Raw genomic sequence first — 16227 nt, forward strand, 5'->3', positions numbered from 1 at the left:
AGGTGTGCGCGGGGTGGCACAGCAGAGGGGAGTGGCAGCGGTGACGCTGACCATCGGAGTCGACGTCGGTGGCACCAAGGTGGCCGGCGGTGTCGTCGACGACACCGGCACGGTCCTCGTGCAGACCCGACGGGACACCCCCGCCGACGACGTCGGCAAGACCCGCGACGTCATCATCGAGCTGGTCGCCGAACTGGCCGCCGGCCACGACATCCGGGCGGTCGGCATCGGCGCGGCCGGTTGGATCGACGCCAGCCGTTCCACCGTGCTCTTCGCCCCCAACCTGGCGTGGCGGGACGAGCCGCTGCGGGCGTACGTCAGCGCGGCGGTCGGACTGCCGGTCATCGTCGAGAACGACGGCAACGTGGCAGCCTGGGCGGAGTTCCGCTACGGCGCCGCCCGCCACGCGGACGACTCGATGGTCATGTTCACCATCGGCACCGGCGTCGGCGGCGGCATCGTGCTCGGCGGTGAGCTGGTGCGCGGTGCCCACGGCATCGCCGCCGAACTGGGCCACATGCTCACCGTTCCCGACGGCCACCAGTGCGGCTGCGGCCGACTCGGCTGCATCGAGCAGTACGCCAGCGGCAGCGCCCTGGTCCGGTTCGCCCGGGCCGCCGCCCGGCAGGAGCCGCACCGGGCCGCCGCCCTGCTGGAACTGGCCGACGGGGAGGCCGAAGCGATCACCGGCCCGATGGTCACCGCCGCGGCCAAGGGCGGCGACCCGGTCTCGGCCGAGGCGTTCGCGCAGGTCGGCCGCTGGCTCGGCACCAGCCTGGCCGACATGGCGCAGATCCTCGACCCGCAGATCCTGGTCGTCGGCGGTGGCGTCATCGACGCCGGTGACCTGCTGATGGGCCCCACCCGTCGCTCGTTCACCGAGGCGTTGGCGCAGCGCAGCCGGCTGCCGGTGGCCGAGATCCGGCCAGCCGAACTCGGCAACTCCGCCGGGGTCATCGGCGCCGCCGACCTGGCCCGGCGGATCTAGCGGTGTCCTCGACGCCGCACCCGGTGACCGCACCCGGTGTGCCGCTGCGCGTGCTGTCGTACAACGTCCACGGCCAGCGCGACGACACCGCCGCGCTGGCCACGGTGGTGCGCGAGGCGGCACCGGACGTGGTCATCGTCCAGGAGGGGCCGCGCCGGTTCCGGTGGCGGGAGAAGTCGGCCGCGTTGGCCGAGTCGTTCGGTCTGGTGGTCGCCGCCGGCGGGCTGCCGTCGCTTGGCAACCTGGTGTTGACAAGCCTCCGGGTGCGGGTGACCGACACCCGCTGCCGGCGCTTCCCGCTCACCCCCGGCCGGCACCTGCGCGGCGCCGCGTACGCCGACTGTCGGGTGGGCACCTCCGCCCGGTTCACGGTGGCCGGGTCACACCTGTCCACCGATCCTGCCGAGCGTCCCGGCCAGGCCGAGCTGTTCAAGCGGGACCTGACCGCCGCAGCGCACCCGGTGATCGCCGCTGCCGACCTCAACGAGGAGCCGGGTGGGCCGGCGTGGCGCACCGTCGCCGACGGGCTGACCGACGCGGCGGTGGCGGCCGACCGGACCGACCGGCTCACCTATTCGTGCGCGGACCCCCGACGGCGCATCGACGCCCTGTTCGTCGATGCGCGGATCACCGTGGTCGACTACGACGTGGTGGACACCCCGCTGACCCGGCGGGCCAGCGACCACTTCCCGGTCCTGGTCGACCTGCTGCTGCCCGCCACCGCCTGAGACCGGCCGGCCGCCGGGCTGGACATCCCGCTCCGTTGTGGAGAGGATTTCGCGCGACCCGGCACTCGTGCCGAGACGAAGGAGATCCCCGGTGCCCACCTCCACCGAGCCCGGCCGGCCAGATCCGGAGACGACCACGCTCGCCCGCGGCCACGACGGCCGTCCGGTCTCCGACCGGGGCGACACCGTCTGCGTCATCGGCGCCGGTGCCAGCGGCCTGACCGCCGTCAAGAACCTCGCCGAGCACGGCTTCGGGGTCGACTGCTACGAACGCGAGACCGGCGTCGGTGGCGCCTGGAACTGGCGGCACGACCGCAGCCCGGTGTACGCCAGCACCCACCTGATCTCGTCGCGGCCGTTCACCCAGTTCCCCGACTTCCCGATGCCCGACCACTGGCCGGACTATCCGCACCACAGCCAGCTGCTGTCGTACCTCGAGCGTTACGCCGACCACTTCGACCTGCGCCGGCACATCTGGTTCGGCACCGAGGTGGTGCGGGTCGAGCCGGTCGCCGACGACCGGTGGGACGTCACCACCCGCAGCACCGGCGGCTACGGCCCCGAGCGCACCTCCCGGTACGCCGCGGTGATGATCGCCAACGGGCACAACTGGTCACCGAAGCTGCCCCGTTACGAGGGGTTGGAGCAGTTCCGCGGCGAGGTCATGCACGCCTCGTCGTACAAGGACTCGGCGCAGCTGCGGGGCAAGCGGGTGCTGGTGGTGGGCGCCGGCAACACCGGCTGCGACATCGCCGTGGAGGCCGCCCAGCAGGCGTCGCGTTGTTGGCACTCCACCCGCCGCGGCTACTGGTACGCCCCGAAGTACGTCTTCGGTCGCCCCGCCGACCAGGTCAACGACCTGCTGCTGGCGCTGGGGGTGCCGCTGCGCGTACGGCAGTGGCTCTACCACCGGACGCTGCGCCTGACCGTCGGCGACCTGACCCGCTTCGGCCTGCCGAAACCGGACCACCGGGTGTACGAGACACATCCGATCGCCAACAGTCTGCTCGTCTACCACGTGGGGCACGGCGCGATCGCCCCGGTGCCGGACATCGAGCGTTTCCACCCGCACTCGGTGGAACTGACCGACGGCCGGCAAATCGACCCGGAACTGGTCGTCTTCGCCACCGGCTACCTGCCGCGCTTCGAGTTCCTCGACGGGAAGATCCTCGGCGACGACGAGGGGGTGGGTCGACCCCGGCTGTGGCTCAACGCCCTCGTACCGGACCATCCCACGCTCGCGGTGACCGGGCTGCTCCAGCCGGACTCCGGCATCTTCACCCTGGCCCACTGGCAGGCCGTGCTCTTCGCCCGGTTGCTGCGGCTGCGTGCCAGCCGTCCGGAGCGGGCCACGGCCTTCGCCGCCCGGGTCCGCGCCGGGGCCGGCGAGCGCTACTCGGGACAGGTGAAGGACTCGACCCGGCACTGGTTCGAGGTCGGGCACGCCGACTACCTGCGCGCGCTGGAGCGCGCCCTACGCGAGCTGGAGAGCAAGTGACCGAGCGGGTGATGCGCAGCTGGGAGTGGGCGCGGCCGGTGCGCCCGGTCCGGCGTGAGGTGCTCAGCGCCGTCCCGGAGCTGGAGGAAGGGCGACCACCGCTGCTGTTCGTGCCGGGCTTCGGCCACGGTGCCTGGGCGTACGCGGAGAACTGGCTCGGACATGTCGCTGCCCGTGGCTTCAGCGCCTACGCGGTCAGCCTGCGCGGGCACGGCAGCAGCGAGCCGGCACCGGAGGCGAGCCTGCGGGCGTACGCCTACGACGTGGTCCAGGTGGCGGCGAGCCTGCCGCGCCGGGCGGTGCTGGTGGGGCACGGCGCCGGGGCCCTGGTGGTCGCGCACGCCATGGCCCGCTATCCGGCCCGGGCGGCGGTGCTGGTGGCGCCGGTGTTCGGCGGTTGGGCGACGTTCGGCACCGCGTTGCGTCGCAACCCGTTCGGTACCCTGCCGGCGGTGTTCGGCGCCGGGCTGCGGCTGAACCGCAGGCAGCTGTTCAGCGGCGAGCTGCCCGACGCCGACGCCCGGCGGCACGTCGCCCGGCTGGGGCGGGCAGCCCGGCGGGCCCAGTGGCAGCTGTTGACCGGCGTCGAGCCGGAGCCGGCGGTGGGTGACCCGCCCGTGCTGGTGCTGGGAAGCCCGGACGACCGGGTGGTGCCGGCCTCGGCGCTGACCCGCGCCGCCCGGCGGTACGGTTCGGCTCCGCTGCTCTTTCCCGACATGGGGCACGACCTGATGCTCGACGCCCGGTGGCGGGAGCCGATCGACGCGATCCTCGACTGGCTGGTCAAGGAACCGGCCCGCGACGACCTCGGCTGAGGCGTCGCGGGCCTGGCCCGGCGGGCCGGTCTCAACCGCCGCCGAGACGGGTGAGCATCGAACCGCTCTGATCCAGAGTGGACAGATAGGAGCGGGCCCAGGCCCGGATGTCGTGTTCGTGCAGGTGCGCGCGCATGGATCGCATCCGCTCCCGTACGTCGGCGGGGTCGGCTCGTAACGCCGCGAGCAGGCCCTGCTTGAGCCCCTCCAGGTCGTGCGGGTTGACCAGGTACGCCTGCGGCAGCTCGGCGGCGGCCCCGGCGAACTCGCTGAGCAGCAGCGCGCCGGTGTCGTCGACCCGGGCGGCGACGTACTCCTTGGCAACCAGGTTCATGCCGTCGCGCAGCGGGGTCACCGCCATCACGTCGGCGACCCGGTAGAGCGCGGCCAACTCGGCGCGGTCGAACGGTTGGGTGAGGTAGTGGATGGCGGGCTCGCCCACCCGGCCGAACTCCCCGTTGATCCGCCCGACCTCCCGCTCCACCCGGTCCCGGAGGATCTGGTACTGGCTGACCCGCTCCCGGCTGGGCACCGCCACCTGCACCAGCACCGTGTCGCGGACCTTGACGTGCCCGCCGGCCAGCAACTCGCTGTACGCCTTGAGTCGCTGCTCGATGCCCTTGGTGTAGTCCATCCGGTCGACGCTGAGGATCACCTGGTCGGGGCTGCCCAGGTCGTGACGCAGCCGGCGAGCCCGGTCGGCCACGTCCGGGCGGTCGGCCAACGCGGCCATCTCGACGGTGTCGATGGACACCGGGAACGCGCCGATGCGCACCACCCGGTCCTCGATCCCGATCCGCCGGTCGGTGGCCGGCAGCCCCAGCACCTTCGTCACCAGCTGGGCGAAGTTGTGCGCCGCCTGGGCCCGCTGAAAGCCGACCAGGTCGGCGCCGAGCATCCCGCGCAGCAGCTCGGCCCGGCGGGGCAACTGCATGAACAGCTCCGGTGGCGGGAAGGGCACGTGCAGGAAGAAGCCGATGCGCAGGTCGGGTCGGAGGGTGCGGAGCAGCCCCGGCACCAGTTGCAGGTGGTAGTCCTGCACCCAGACCACCGCGTCGGCCTCGGCGACCTGCGCGGTGGCCTCGGCGAACCGCTGGTTGACCCGTAGGTAGGCGTCCCACCAGCGTCGGTGGTGCTGCGGCTGCTCGACCGCGTCGTGGTAGATCGGCCAGAGGGTCGCGTTGGCGAAGCCCTCGTAGTGGTCGCGCAGGTCTTCGCCACTGAGCGGCACGGAGTGCATCCGTACCCCGTCGATGTCGGGCAGGGCGGGCGCGGGACCGGTCCCGCCGGCCCAACCGACCCAGGTGGCGGGGGTGTGGCGCAGCAACGGGTGCAGCGCGCTGACCAGCCCACCGGGGCTGCGCCGCCACTCGCAGGCACCGTCGGGGGCCACACTGTCGTCGATGGGTAGGCGGTTGGCCACCACCACGAGGGAACTCTGTCGCATCTCGGGCATTCCGATCAGCAGGGGAGTGACCGCCACGAGGGAGGAACAACCGGGCAGTCGGCGGGTGACGTGACGTACTGCGGTATTCCTACTGACAGTAAGTTACACCACTGTTACGCACGTCGGCACGGGCGGTCGCCGTCCCGGTATCCGGACGGCTACCCTGCGCGGCGAATCAGACGACGGCGCCGTCGTCCGGGTCGCGATCGTCGGCATCGCCCGGACGCAGCCGCCACACAAGCGTGACGAAACCGGCGAGGATGCCGGTGAAGCCGAGCAGCGTCACGATGCCCTGGTCGGCGGGGAGCAGATCGGGGAAGAGGAACAGCACGAAGCCGAGCAGCACGGCGAGGATGCCGGCCATCGCGAACTTCGACACCCGGGGCAGCGGTGGTGGTGGCGGCGGTACGTAGCGCTCGTCGTCGTCCGGGTCGTCGGGCAGCTCCGCGCCGAAGGTGTCCAGGCCGTCCAGCAGCGACGGCCCCTCCCCGTCCCGGGGGCCACGTCCCACCGAGACGCCGGAGATGTCGGCGGCGTACGGCAGTCGGCGTACGTCGGTGGCGGCGGGGCCGGGCTCCTCGGAGCCGGGCCGGGTGGCAGTGGCCGTGCCACCGCCCCGCCCGGCCGGGTCGTCCACGTTCTCGGCGGCGGGCCACGGATGGTCGCCGGAGTCCGGCGGGGCGTGGAAGCCGGCGACGATCCGCTCCCACTCGGCGTCGATGTCCGGTTCCTCGCTGGCGCGGGCGTCGCCGGTCTCGTCGGCGAGCTGGCTGAGGTAATCCCGGGCGGTGCTCAGGTGCGAGCGGTCCACGTAGAGCCGGTCCACCGGTCGGGGTGGCACGGTGGTGGTGCGGGTGACCGGGTTCAGGTCAGCCGACGGTTGCAGGTAGGCGGCGATCCCGCCGGCGGCCAGCACGTCGAGCAGGTGCTCGCCGACGCGCGGATCGACATCGCCGGCGATGGCGTACTCGCTCGCGTCGAGACCGTTGTCCCGCCGTCCCCGGCGGGCCCCACCCGCTGACACCGGACCATCCTCCTCATCGCGCCACCGGCGCGCCCCGCAGCCCCTCGACGCGCCCCCGCACGCCCCGTGCCCTGAATCGTGACACGTCGAGGGTGGGTTCGGGGAGTGCCTTGTGGCGCGGCGTACGGTCCGACGCCGGCCCGGGGGTCGGACCGGCACCGAACGTGACGGGCGATTTCGGGCCGAGCGTCCGTTGCCGCCGCCGGCCGACGGTTCGTAGGCTCGTGTCACGATCACCCGACCCGGCGCGGTCCGCGGTGACAAAAACCTGGGGAGAGGATGGCCGGTGCTCTACTGGCTGCTGAAGTACGTGCTGCTCGGCCCGCTGCTGCGGCTCATCTTCCGGCCGCAGGTGGAGGGTCTGCACCACGTACCGGCGACCGGTCCGGTCATCCTGGCCAGCAACCACCTCTCCTTCTCCGACTCGATCTTCACGCCGCTGATCGTGCCCCGGAAGGTCACCTTCGTGGCCAAGGCGGAGTACTTCACCGGCAAGGGGATCAAGGGCTGGCTGACCAAGATGTTCTTCACCGGCACCGGCACCATCCCGGTGGACCGCTCCGGCGGCCGGGCCGCCCGCGCCGCGCTGGACACCCAGCTGAACGTGCTGCGGGCCGGCGGCATCGCCGGCATCTACCCCGAGGGCACCCGCTCGCCCGACGGTCGGCTCTACCGGGGCAAGACCGGGGTGGCCCGGCTGGCGCTGGAGAGCGGTGCGCCGGTCGTACCGGTGGTGATGCTCAACCTGGACGAGATCCAGCCACCCGGTCAGCTCGTCCCGAACCTGGCGCGGGTCCGGATCCGCTTCGGCCCGCCGCTGAACTTCTCCCGCTACGCCGGGCTGGCCGGCGACCGGTTCGTCGAGCGCGCGGTCACCGACGAGATCATGTACGAGTTGATGGAACTCTCCGGCCGCGAGTACGTCGACGTCTACGCCCAGCAGCTCAAGACCCGGCCCACCGCGACCACCACGACGCCCGCCACACCCGTCGCGGCCTGAGCCGCCCACCCAGGGCAGCAGACCGGGCGGGAGGGGCCGGGCCTGCCGCGGTTCAGGAGGCGAGGGTCTGCGTGGTGCCAGCGGGCGGATGGGCCAGGGCGAGCAGGCCCGGTGCGCCGTTGCGGTGGGCGAAGGCGCGCAGCTCGGCCAGGGGCGCATCGGCCGCCGCATGGTCGCCGGCGCGGGTCAGTTCGCGTACCGCGAAGGTCAGCGCCAGCATCCGGTCGGTGACGTCGGGGATGCCGGCGTAGGTCTCCGCGGCGGCCAGGTGCAGCTCGGCGGCGTGCCGGTGGTTGTCGTCGGCCCCGGCCAGCGCGCCGGTGACGGTCCGCAGCGCCGCCTCCGACCAGGGCGTACGGTGACCGACCTGGTCGAGCATGGCGCGTACCCGGGCGGCGGGCTTGCGCCCGGCGAGACTGGCCGCCCAGCTGGCCGCGGCGATCCACTCGCCACTGGCCAGCGCCGGCACCGCCGTCCACGACCCGGCCAGCTCGTCGACCAGCGCTGCGGCCTCGTCGAGGCGACCCTGTACCGCCCGGCACAACGCACCCATCGCCAACATCGTCCAGTGCAGCCGGTGGAAGCCACTGCGCCGCGCGGTGTCCAACGCGGCGGCCACGTCGTCGCGCGGCGGTGTCCCGGTCGGCGACCCGTCGGCGGGTGGACCCGGCGGCACCGGCTGGCCACGCAGCACCAGCAGGCACGACCGCAGGCCGCGTACCTGCATGTCCCAGCTGCCGGTCGGAGTGTCCACGAACGCCTCGGCGGCGGCGAGCAGTCGACCGAAGTCCCCCTCGAACCAGGCCCGCATCGCCTCGCCCGAGTAGCTGGTGGTCAGGGTCTGCCCGCTCGCGGTGCGGGCCGGTGCCGCCGAGAGCAGGGCGTCGGAGCGTAACCAGTCGCCCTCCTCGCGCACCGCGTAGGCGAGATTCTGGGTGGCCCGGGGCAGGGCGAGGAGTTGACCGGCCCGGCTGAACTCCACGATGGCGTACAGCTCGTCGAGCCCGGCCCGGTCGCCGGCCTGGTATCGGGCGGTGGCCGCGGTGATCCGGGCGTTGGTGCGGATCTCGGTCAGCCCGAGCCGCTCACCGATCTCCGCGGCCGTGTCGGCCGACACCACCGCCGGATCACGCTCGTAGTTGAGCATGTGCAGCCGCCCCAACTCGGCGAAGGCGTCGGCCTTCTGCGCGCTGTCCGGCAGCGGGTCGAACAGCCGTACCGCCCGGTCCAGGCAGGCCAGCGCCGCTCGTCGGTCGGCCCGCAGCCACGCGGCCTGGCCGAGCAGTGTCCAGGCCCGCGCCGCGCACGCCTCGTCGCCGTACGCGAGCAGCCGGTCGGCCAGCGCCTGCACCTGCTCGGAACCACCGCCGGAGAGGAAGGCGTTGCCGTCGCGGTAGAACGAGATCTCGGTGCTCAACAGCTCCAACTGGAGCCGGCCCACCGGGTCGGAGTCGTCGGCCAGGCCGAGTGCCCGCCCCGCGTGGCTGGCGGCGGCGTCCAGCCCGTGCAGCGCGTACGCCCGGCGCGCCGCCCGGTGCAGCGCGGCCCGGGCCGGCGCGGCGTAGCGACGGGTCTCCATGCCCAGCGAACGGGCGATCTCGTGTGCCGCCCAGCGGTGGTGGGCCAGCACCTCGGCCAGGTCGGTGTCCCGGCTCTGCGACAGCGTGTCCAGCCAGTCGGCGGTGCGTTCGTGCCGGGCCACCCGCTCGGTACGGGGCAGCCGCTGATAGCACACGTCGCGGACCAGGACGTGCCGGAAGCGGTACTCCGGTTGACCAGCCATCGTGGAGGCGGCCTGCTCGTGGACGAAGTCCCGCTGTTCCAGCCGACGCAGGGCACGCTCGACGGACTCGACCGGCTGTCCGACGGCGGCGGCCACCGCCCCCGGCCAGAACTGCACCCCGACGACCGCGGCGGCCAGCAGCACCGCCCGGTCCTTGGCGTCGAGCAGGTCGACCCGGTTGGCGATGACCGCGTGCACACTCTCCGGCATCGGCAGGTCCAGGTGCTTCTCCAGCGACCAGCCACGCCCGCACTGCCGCAGCGCTCCCTGCTCGATCAGCATCCGGACGTACTCGTGGGCGTAGAGCGGATTGCCGCCGGCCACCTCGATCAGCGGGGTCAGCAGGTCGGCGGAGAACGCGGCCTGGCCGAACATGTGCGCGTACAACGCGGCGATGCCGGTGTCCCGCAACGGCGGCAGGGCGATGGTGACCGAGCCGGTGATGGTTCCCGCCCAGCTCGGATCCCGGTCGACCAGTTCGGGACGGGCGGTGCACAGCAGCAGCAGCGGTACGTCCCGGGCCGCCGCGCCCAGCAACTCCACGAAGCGCAACATCGCGTCGTCGGCCCAGTGCAGGTCCTCGAAGACCAGCACGGTGGGGCGGCGGGCGGCGAGCGCGAGCAGGAACCGCCGCCACGCCGATTCCGCCTCCTCCGCCGGCAGCGGGTTGCCGGCCAGCCCGACCAGCGGACGCAGCGCGTCGGCCACCCGGTCCCGCTCGGCGACGCCGACCAACTCGCTGACGGCGGCGGTGAGTCGTTGCGCGGCGCTGGCGGCCGGGTCGGTGTCGAGGATGCCCGCCTCGGCCTTGACGATGTCGGCCAGCGCGGCGAACGTGACGTTCTCGCCGAACGGCGGGCATCTGCCGATCCGCCAGGTCAGCGGCTCGTCCACCAGCCGGCCGGTGTGCCGGTGCAGCTCACGGACCAGCCGGCTCTTGCCGATGCCGGCCCGGCCGAAGACGGTCACCACCTGGGGTCGGCGGTCGCGCAGGCTGCGGTGCAGGGCGTTGACCAGCATGCCCAGCTCGTGTTCCCGGTCGATCAGCGGGGTGGTGTCCGGCTCCCGGTCGGTGGATTGCTGGCGTACGGCGGACCGGGCCAGCCACACCTCGGTCGGTGCCGACCGACCGCGCAGGGTGACCGCGGGCTGCTCGTCGTACCGGATGGTGTCCCGGGTCAGCGCGTGCGTGGCGCCGTCGACAAGCACCCCGCCGGGCGGTGCCGCCGACTGCAACCGGGAGGCGGTGTTGACCACGTCGCCGGCCACGATCGCCTGCCCACCGTCGCGGGCGGCGGCCACGTCGACAAGCGCTTCCCCGGTCGCCACCCCGACCCGGAAGCGCAACCCGTCGGTGCCGGTGGGGGTGAACCGGGTCAGCACCCGCTGCAACTCCAGCCCGGCCCGCACACACCGCAACGCGTCGGTCTCGGTGGCCACCGGCGCACCGAACAGCGCCATCACCGCGTCGCCGATGTACTTCTCCACCACCCCGCCGTACTGGCCGACCACCCGGCGGGCGGCGGAGAAGAAGCCGGTCTGCATGCCGCGGACCAGCTCCGGGTCGGCCCGTTCGACGTACGGGGTGAAGTCGATCAGGTCGACGAAGAGCACACTGACCCGGCGGCGGTCCTCCTGGTTGATGGTCGCCGGCCGGTCCGTGCCGGCCCGGGGTGCCCCGCAGGAGGTGCAGAAGGCCACGTCCGGCGCGAGCGGGCGCAGGCAGTGCGGGCAGACGGCACCGAGTTCCGCGCCGCAGCCACCGCAGAAGCGGTCGCCCTCGGCGGCGGTACGTCCACAGCGGTCACACTGCGCGGCGATGACACCCTCCACTGGCAGGCCCCCCGACGCCCCGGGGCGCAGCATCGAGTATTGCCGCCCGGCGCTCTGTCGGGTACCGGGCTGTTGGCTTGTGGACACTCAGCCGGGCAGCTCACCACGTTCCGGAACGGCTAGATTCAGGCAGCCGATTCGTCGACCGCTGATCAGGGGGACAGCTCCATGGTGTACGTGATGCTGAAGAGCGACTGGACCGACGGTAACGGGGTGGCCCACTCCGCGGGTGACTCGGTGGACGTGGACGCCGCCACCCTCGCGCAGTTGCAGGCGCAGGGAATCGTCGGCGAGGTGCCCGGCGGTGGCAAGGACGGCACGGACTGGGCCGGGCCGGGTGGCACCGACTGGGCCGGGCCGGGCAGCACCAAGCCCTGACCGAACAGCTACGGGCGGGGCCGGGACGATCGTCCCGGCCCCGCCTCGGTCTTCGTCCGGGTGGGCTGGTCAGCGCTCGTTCATGCCGGCTCGGCGGCGCAGCGCGGGCACGTCGGTGACCACGATCCGGCGGCCCTCGGTACGCAGCCAACCCCGGTTGGCGAACGACCCGATCGCCTGGTTGACGCTCTGCCGGGAACCGCCGGCCATCTCGGCGAGCTGGCTCTGGTTCAGCTCGATGGTGATCATCGGAGCCTGACTCTCGCCGGCGAGCCGGACCAGCGTCTTGGCCACCCGGCCGGGCAGATCGAGGAAGACGTGGTCGGCGTTCTGCTCGGTCAGCCGACGGATCAACGCACCGAGGGACCGCATCACCGCGTCGAGGATGCGCGCGTTCGAGTGCACCAACTCCATGAACGCCGGCCGGGACAAGGCCAGCGCGGCAGTGTCCTCGATCGCCTCGGCCGAGGTCGACCGGGTCGAGGCGTCCAGCAGCGAGACCTCGCCGAGCACGTCCGGTGGTCGCATCACGGTCAGGATCGCCCGTTCACCGGTGGGCGCGGTCCGGAACACCGCCACCGCTCCCCGCCGCAGGATGATCAGCGACTCGCCCGGGTCGTTCTCCACGAACAGCAGCTGACCCTTGCGGTACGTCCGGGGCACCGCTGCGGCGACCACCCGCTGGCGTACCTCCGGCTCAAGCCCGGCGAACATGTCAACGCCGGTGAGCGCGTCGCCCGGCTCCGGCAGGCGCATCTCCACGGCCCCACCCCTCCCCGGTCAAGGACCCCAACTCGCTCACCGGGTGAGCCTGGCGGCCCTGACGAGGTGATCCGACACCCGTTCGGCGTCCGGCAGCGGTAACACATCAGATCATGACGGTCCGGTCGCGTGCTGTACACCCCTCAAATCACTTCCGTGACCGGTTCGAGCTGGGGCGTGACCTCGCTGCGGACCGTGGAAGCGCTCCCGGCGCCGCGGACCCGGTGGACGGGCCGCGGTGACCGTCGGCGAGGATGGTCCCGATGGCCTACCGCTACTTCTACGACTGCGAGTTCATCGAGGACGGCCGGACCGTCGAACTGGTCTCGATCGGCGTCGTCGACGAGCACGGCCGCGAGTTCTACGCGGTCTCCACCGAGTTCGACGCGTCCCGGGCGGTGCCCTGGGTGCGTCGCAACGTGCTGGACAAGCTGCCCTCCCCGGCCGACCGGGCGTGGCGGTCCCGCGAGCGCATCCGCGATGACCTGTACGACTTCCTCGTCGAGCCGATCCGGGGTCGCCCCGGCGAGGAGGTGGAACTGTGGGCCTGGTACGCGGCGTACGACCACGTGGCGCTGGCGCAGTTGTGGGGCGCGATGCCGGCGCTGCCCCGGGAGATCCCCCGGTACACCAAGGAACTGCGGCAGCTGTGGGACGACCGGGGTCGGCCTCCGCTGCCGAACGCCGCGGCGGCCCGGCACGACGCGTTGGTCGACGCCCGGCACAACCTGGCCCGGTGGCGGGCGATGACCGGTTCGTGAGATCCGGTATTTCGGTGGTTTGACCCGTGCTGTCCCGGGCATCGGGTTCGCCGAAGGCCGAGGCGAGGGAGTGTCGGCGTGGGCAGGCACAGGGGGGTACCGACGTGAGCGGCGGGGTGATCGGCGGCCGGCAGGCCCGGAACCGGATCACCGAGCTGATCCGGGCGGCGCGGATCTGCACCCTGACCACGATCTCCCTCGACGGTCGGCTGGTGGGCCGGCCGATGACCCTGCAACGGGCGGAGTTCGACGGGCAACTCTGGTTCTTCGCGTACGCCGGTTCGGCGACCGTCCGACAGTTGCGGGTCAATCCGGAGGTCGAGATGAGCCTGCACGACCCGCAGGCGCAGGTCTGGGCCTCGATCACCGGCAGCGCCCGGGACGACCATGACCAGGCGCGCGCCGAACGGCTGTGGCATCCGGGACTGGCCGGGTGGTTTCCGGACGGTCCGGCCACGGCCGGGCTCACGCTGGTCGCCGTGCACCCCACGGCCGCGCGGTGCTGGGACGCCCGGGGCGGCCAGGTCGAGCTGATCGGTCCGGTCGGCGCAGCGTCCAGCGGTGGGTCGTCGGCCGATCGTCGGGAGGATGGCTACTGACCGGTAGCGGGGCGCGGTGTGTGCCGTAACGAGCGGCGACTACAGTTCGTAGGGACGGCCCGCCCCGGGCCGGCAACGGTGCCGAGGGTCCGCGCTGACACATATCCTGGGGCTTGATCGGGCTTGACCAGATGCTCCCCAGGAGGATGAGCAGATCATGCGTATCGGCGTGCTCACCGGCGGCGGCGACTGCCCGGGTCTCAACGCGGTCATCCGGGCGGTGGTCCGTAAGGGCGTCGCCAGCTACGGCCACGAATTCGTAGGCTTCCAGGACGGTTGGAAGGGTCCGCTCGAGGGGCTGTCCCGCCCGCTCGGCATCGCGGAGGTCCGCGGCATCCTGCCCCGTGGCGGCACGATCCTCGGCTCCTCCCGGACCAACCCCTTCAAGATCGAGAACGGCGTCGAGCGGATCAAGGACAACCTGGCCGCGCAGGGCGTCGACGCGCTCATCGCCATCGGCGGTGAGGACACCCTCGGTGTCGCCACCAAGCTCCACGAGCTGGGCGTCAACGTCATCGGCGTGCCGAAGACCATCGACAACGACCTCGGCGCGACCGACTACACGTTCGGCTTCGACACCGCCGTCAACATCGCCATGGAGGCGATCGACCGACTGCACACCACCGCCGAGAGCCACCACCGCACCCTGGTGGTCGAGGTGATGGGCCGGCACGCCGGTTGGATCGCCCTGCACGCCGGTCTGGCCGGCGGCGCCAACGTGATCCTGCTGCCGGAGCGGAACTTCGACGTCGAGCAGGTCGCCGGCTACGTCGAGAAGCGTTTCCAGCACCAGTACGCCCCGATCGTCGTGGTCGCCGAGGGCGCCCAGCCGCTGGAGGGCCAGATGGTCCTGCAGAACCAGGAGCTGGACGCGTTCGGGCACGTGCGGCTCGGCGGCATCGGCCAGTGGCTGGCCGAGCAGCTGGAGGCCAAGACCGGCAAGGAGGCCCGCACGGTCGTGCTCGGCCACATCCAGCGTGGTGGCACCCCCACCGCGTTCGACCGGGTGCTCGCCACCCGGCTGGGCCTGCAGGCCATCGACGCCGTCCACGAGGGCGACTGGGGCAAGATGGTCGCGATGCAGAGCACCGACATCGTCCGCGTTCCGCTCGCCGACGCCACCGCCGAGCTGAAGACCGTTCCGCTGGAGCGGTACGCCGAGGCCGAGGTCTTCTTCGGTAGCTGATCGTCGTTCCGGCGTCGCGGTCGGGCCGCCGGGCCCGCCGCGACGCCGGCCCACCAAGGGGGTACGCCAAGTGTCAGCCGGGGTGCACACCGTCGCGGTGATCGGGGCGGGCAAGATCGGCGAGCTGATGCTCTCCGGGCTGCTGCGATCCGGCTGGCCGGTGGACCGGCTGCTGGCCACCGCCCGCCGCCCGGCCCGCGCCGAGGAACTGGCCGCCCGCTACGGCGTACGGGTGGTGGACAATCTCACCGCCGTGGACGAGGCCGAGGTGCTGGCCGTCTCGGTGAAACCGCAGGACGCCGCCGCGCTGCTGGACGAGATCGGGCCCAAGGTGCCGCCCGGCAAGCTGCTGATCTCGCTCTGCGCCGGCCTGCCGAGCAGCTTCTTCAGCCGCCGACTGCCCGAGGGCACCCCCGTGGTGCGGGTGATGACCAACACCCCTGCCCTGGTGGACCAGGCGATGACCGCGATCTCGGCCGGCGCGTACGCCACCGGCGAGCACCTGGCGTTGGCCGAGGAGATGTTCAAACCGCTCGGCGCGACCATCCGGGTGCCGGAAACCCAGCAGGACGCGGTGACCGCCCTCTCCGGCTCTGGCCCGGCCTACTTCTACCTGCTGGTCGAGGCGATGACCGACGCCGGCATCCTGCTCGGCCTGCCCCGCCAGGTGGCGCACGACCTGATCGTGCAGACCGCGATCGGCTCGGCGGTGATGCTGCGCGACTCCGGTGAGCACCCGGTGAAGCTGCGCGAGGCGGTCACCTCGCCCGCCGGCACCACCATCTCCGCCATCCGCGAACTGGAGAACCACGGCGTCCGCGCGGCCCTGCTGGCCGCCCTCGAGGCCGCCCGCGACCGCGCCCGCGAACTAGCCACCCAGGCCGAGTAACCGCCCAACACCCCACCCCACCCCACCCCCCGCCCAACCAGCGTTGATCATGAGGTTAGCGGCAGTAGTCGATCTCTGAACTGCCGCTAACCTCATGATCAACGGGGGCAAGGGAGCCTTTCGGCGTACCGGAGTGTGGTGGGGGGTCGGTGGGGTGATCGGGGTGGCGCATACTGGCGCGGTGTTCACTCTTGCCCAGGCCCGGCACCTGGTAGCCACTCTGCATCCGCGAATCGACGAACTGATTCGGGTCCGTGCCGACCTGGCCGAGTTGCAGGCTGACCTGGCCAACCACGGGCTGAGCGCACTTGGCGGCCGGGCCGAGGTCAAGGGCCTGGAGGCCCGGCTGCACGCGGTCCTCGACGAGATCCAGCAGCACGGCATCGAGGTCAAGAGCGTGGCGCCGGTGCTGCTCGACTTTCCCGGTGAGCGTGCGGGACGGCAGGTGCTCTGGTGCTGGCTGGAGGGCGACACCGACGTGCGTTGGTACCACCGCGCCGACTGCGGCTTCGCCGGGCGCCGCCCGATCTGACCCA

General features: G+C 72.4%; 15 protein-coding genes. 11 read left to right on the forward strand and 4 right to left on the reverse strand.

All coding sequences use genetic code 11. The features are described from left to right. Positions 1-40 precede the first annotated feature (40 nt). The 4 genes from ACFY2A_RS13315 (at position 41) to ACFY2A_RS13330 (ending at position 4029) form a co-directional block, all read left to right on the forward strand. On the forward strand, positions 41-988 hold the full coding sequence (locus ACFY2A_RS13315) for an ROK family glucokinase (protein WP_363924508.1): 948 nt from the start codon (positions 41-43) through the stop codon (positions 986-988). A 2-nt stretch (positions 989-990) separates the two neighbouring features. Continuing rightward, complete coding sequence (locus tag ACFY2A_RS13320) at positions 991-1716, forward strand: endonuclease/exonuclease/phosphatase family protein (protein ID WP_387171401.1); 726 nt, start codon at positions 991-993, stop codon at positions 1714-1716. Positions 1717-1807: 91 nt separating this feature from the next. Beyond that, the gene (locus ACFY2A_RS13325) at positions 1808-3214 is read left to right on the forward strand and encodes a flavin-containing monooxygenase (protein ID WP_387171403.1); all 1407 of its coding nucleotides are present in this window, start codon (positions 1808-1810) and stop codon (positions 3212-3214) included. A gap of 11 nt (positions 3215-3225) precedes the next feature. Beyond that, entirely contained in the window at positions 3226-4029 is an 804-nt protein-coding gene (locus ACFY2A_RS13330) for an alpha/beta hydrolase (protein ID WP_387171743.1), read from the forward strand. Positions 4030-4060: 31 nt separating this feature from the next. On the opposite strand, the gene ACFY2A_RS13335 is transcribed toward ACFY2A_RS13330, so the two are convergent. Next, on the reverse strand, positions 4061-5476 hold the full coding sequence (locus ACFY2A_RS13335; protein WP_363924505.1) for a trehalose-6-phosphate synthase: 1416 nt from the start codon (positions 5474-5476) through the stop codon (positions 4061-4063). Between the two features lie 175 nt (positions 5477-5651). Next, the gene (locus ACFY2A_RS13340) at positions 5652-6500 is read right to left on the reverse strand and encodes a DUF308 domain-containing protein (RefSeq protein ID WP_387171405.1); all 849 of its coding nucleotides are present in this window, start codon (positions 6498-6500) and stop codon (positions 5652-5654) included. 286 nt (positions 6501-6786) lie between these two features. Between ACFY2A_RS13340 and ACFY2A_RS13345 the strand changes: the two genes are divergently transcribed. After that, a complete protein-coding gene (locus tag ACFY2A_RS13345) occupies positions 6787-7500 on the forward strand; it encodes a lysophospholipid acyltransferase family protein (protein ID WP_387171407.1) in 714 nt (237 codons plus the stop codon). Positions 7501-7552: 52 nt separating this feature from the next. On the opposite strand, the gene ACFY2A_RS13350 is transcribed toward ACFY2A_RS13345, so the two are convergent. Beyond that, on the reverse strand, positions 7553-11116 hold the full coding sequence (locus tag ACFY2A_RS13350; protein ID WP_387171409.1) for an ATP-binding protein: 3564 nt from the start codon (positions 11114-11116) through the stop codon (positions 7553-7555). A 168-nt stretch (positions 11117-11284) separates the two neighbouring features. On the opposite strand from ACFY2A_RS13350, the gene ACFY2A_RS13355 reads away from it, so the two are divergent. Then, positions 11285-11494, forward strand: coding sequence for a hypothetical protein (locus tag ACFY2A_RS13355; protein ID WP_210939792.1), 210 nt, complete (start codon positions 11285-11287; stop codon positions 11492-11494). A gap of 69 nt (positions 11495-11563) precedes the next feature. Here the strand turns inward: ACFY2A_RS13355 and ACFY2A_RS13360 are convergent, their stop codons facing one another. Then, positions 11564-12256, reverse strand: a complete 693-nt coding sequence (locus ACFY2A_RS13360; RefSeq protein WP_093401197.1) for a Crp/Fnr family transcriptional regulator — start codon at positions 12254-12256, stop codon at positions 11564-11566. A 263-nt stretch (positions 12257-12519) separates the two neighbouring features. On the opposite strand from ACFY2A_RS13360, the gene ACFY2A_RS13365 reads away from it, so the two are divergent. The 5 genes from ACFY2A_RS13365 (at position 12520) to ACFY2A_RS13385 (ending at position 16223) form a co-directional block, all read left to right on the forward strand. Then, positions 12520-13017 carry a polyadenylate-specific 3'-exoribonuclease AS gene (locus tag ACFY2A_RS13365; protein WP_387171411.1) on the forward strand — a complete coding sequence of 166 codons (498 nt, stop codon included), beginning with the start codon at positions 12520-12522 and terminating at the stop codon, positions 13015-13017. A 104-nt stretch (positions 13018-13121) separates the two neighbouring features. Then, the gene (locus ACFY2A_RS13370) at positions 13122-13616 is read left to right on the forward strand and encodes a pyridoxamine 5'-phosphate oxidase family protein (protein ID WP_387171413.1); all 495 of its coding nucleotides are present in this window, start codon (positions 13122-13124) and stop codon (positions 13614-13616) included. Positions 13617-13773: 157 nt separating this feature from the next. Next, complete coding sequence (locus tag ACFY2A_RS13375) at positions 13774-14802, forward strand: 6-phosphofructokinase (RefSeq protein ID WP_363924498.1); 1029 nt, start codon at positions 13774-13776, stop codon at positions 14800-14802. 70 nt (positions 14803-14872) lie between these two features. Then, entirely contained in the window at positions 14873-15691 is an 819-nt protein-coding gene (gene proC / locus ACFY2A_RS13380) for a pyrroline-5-carboxylate reductase (protein WP_204007840.1), read from the forward strand. Between the two features lie 181 nt (positions 15692-15872). Further along, positions 15873-16223: a DUF2203 domain-containing protein gene (locus ACFY2A_RS13385; protein WP_363924496.1), complete on the forward strand. Its 351-nt coding sequence runs from the start codon at positions 15873-15875 to the stop codon at positions 16221-16223. Positions 16224-16227 lie beyond the last annotated feature (4 nt).

Origin of the sequence: Micromonospora sp. NPDC000442, assembly GCF_042898635.1 — a bacterium.
Lineage (GTDB): Bacteria > Actinomycetota > Actinomycetes > Mycobacteriales > Micromonosporaceae > Micromonospora.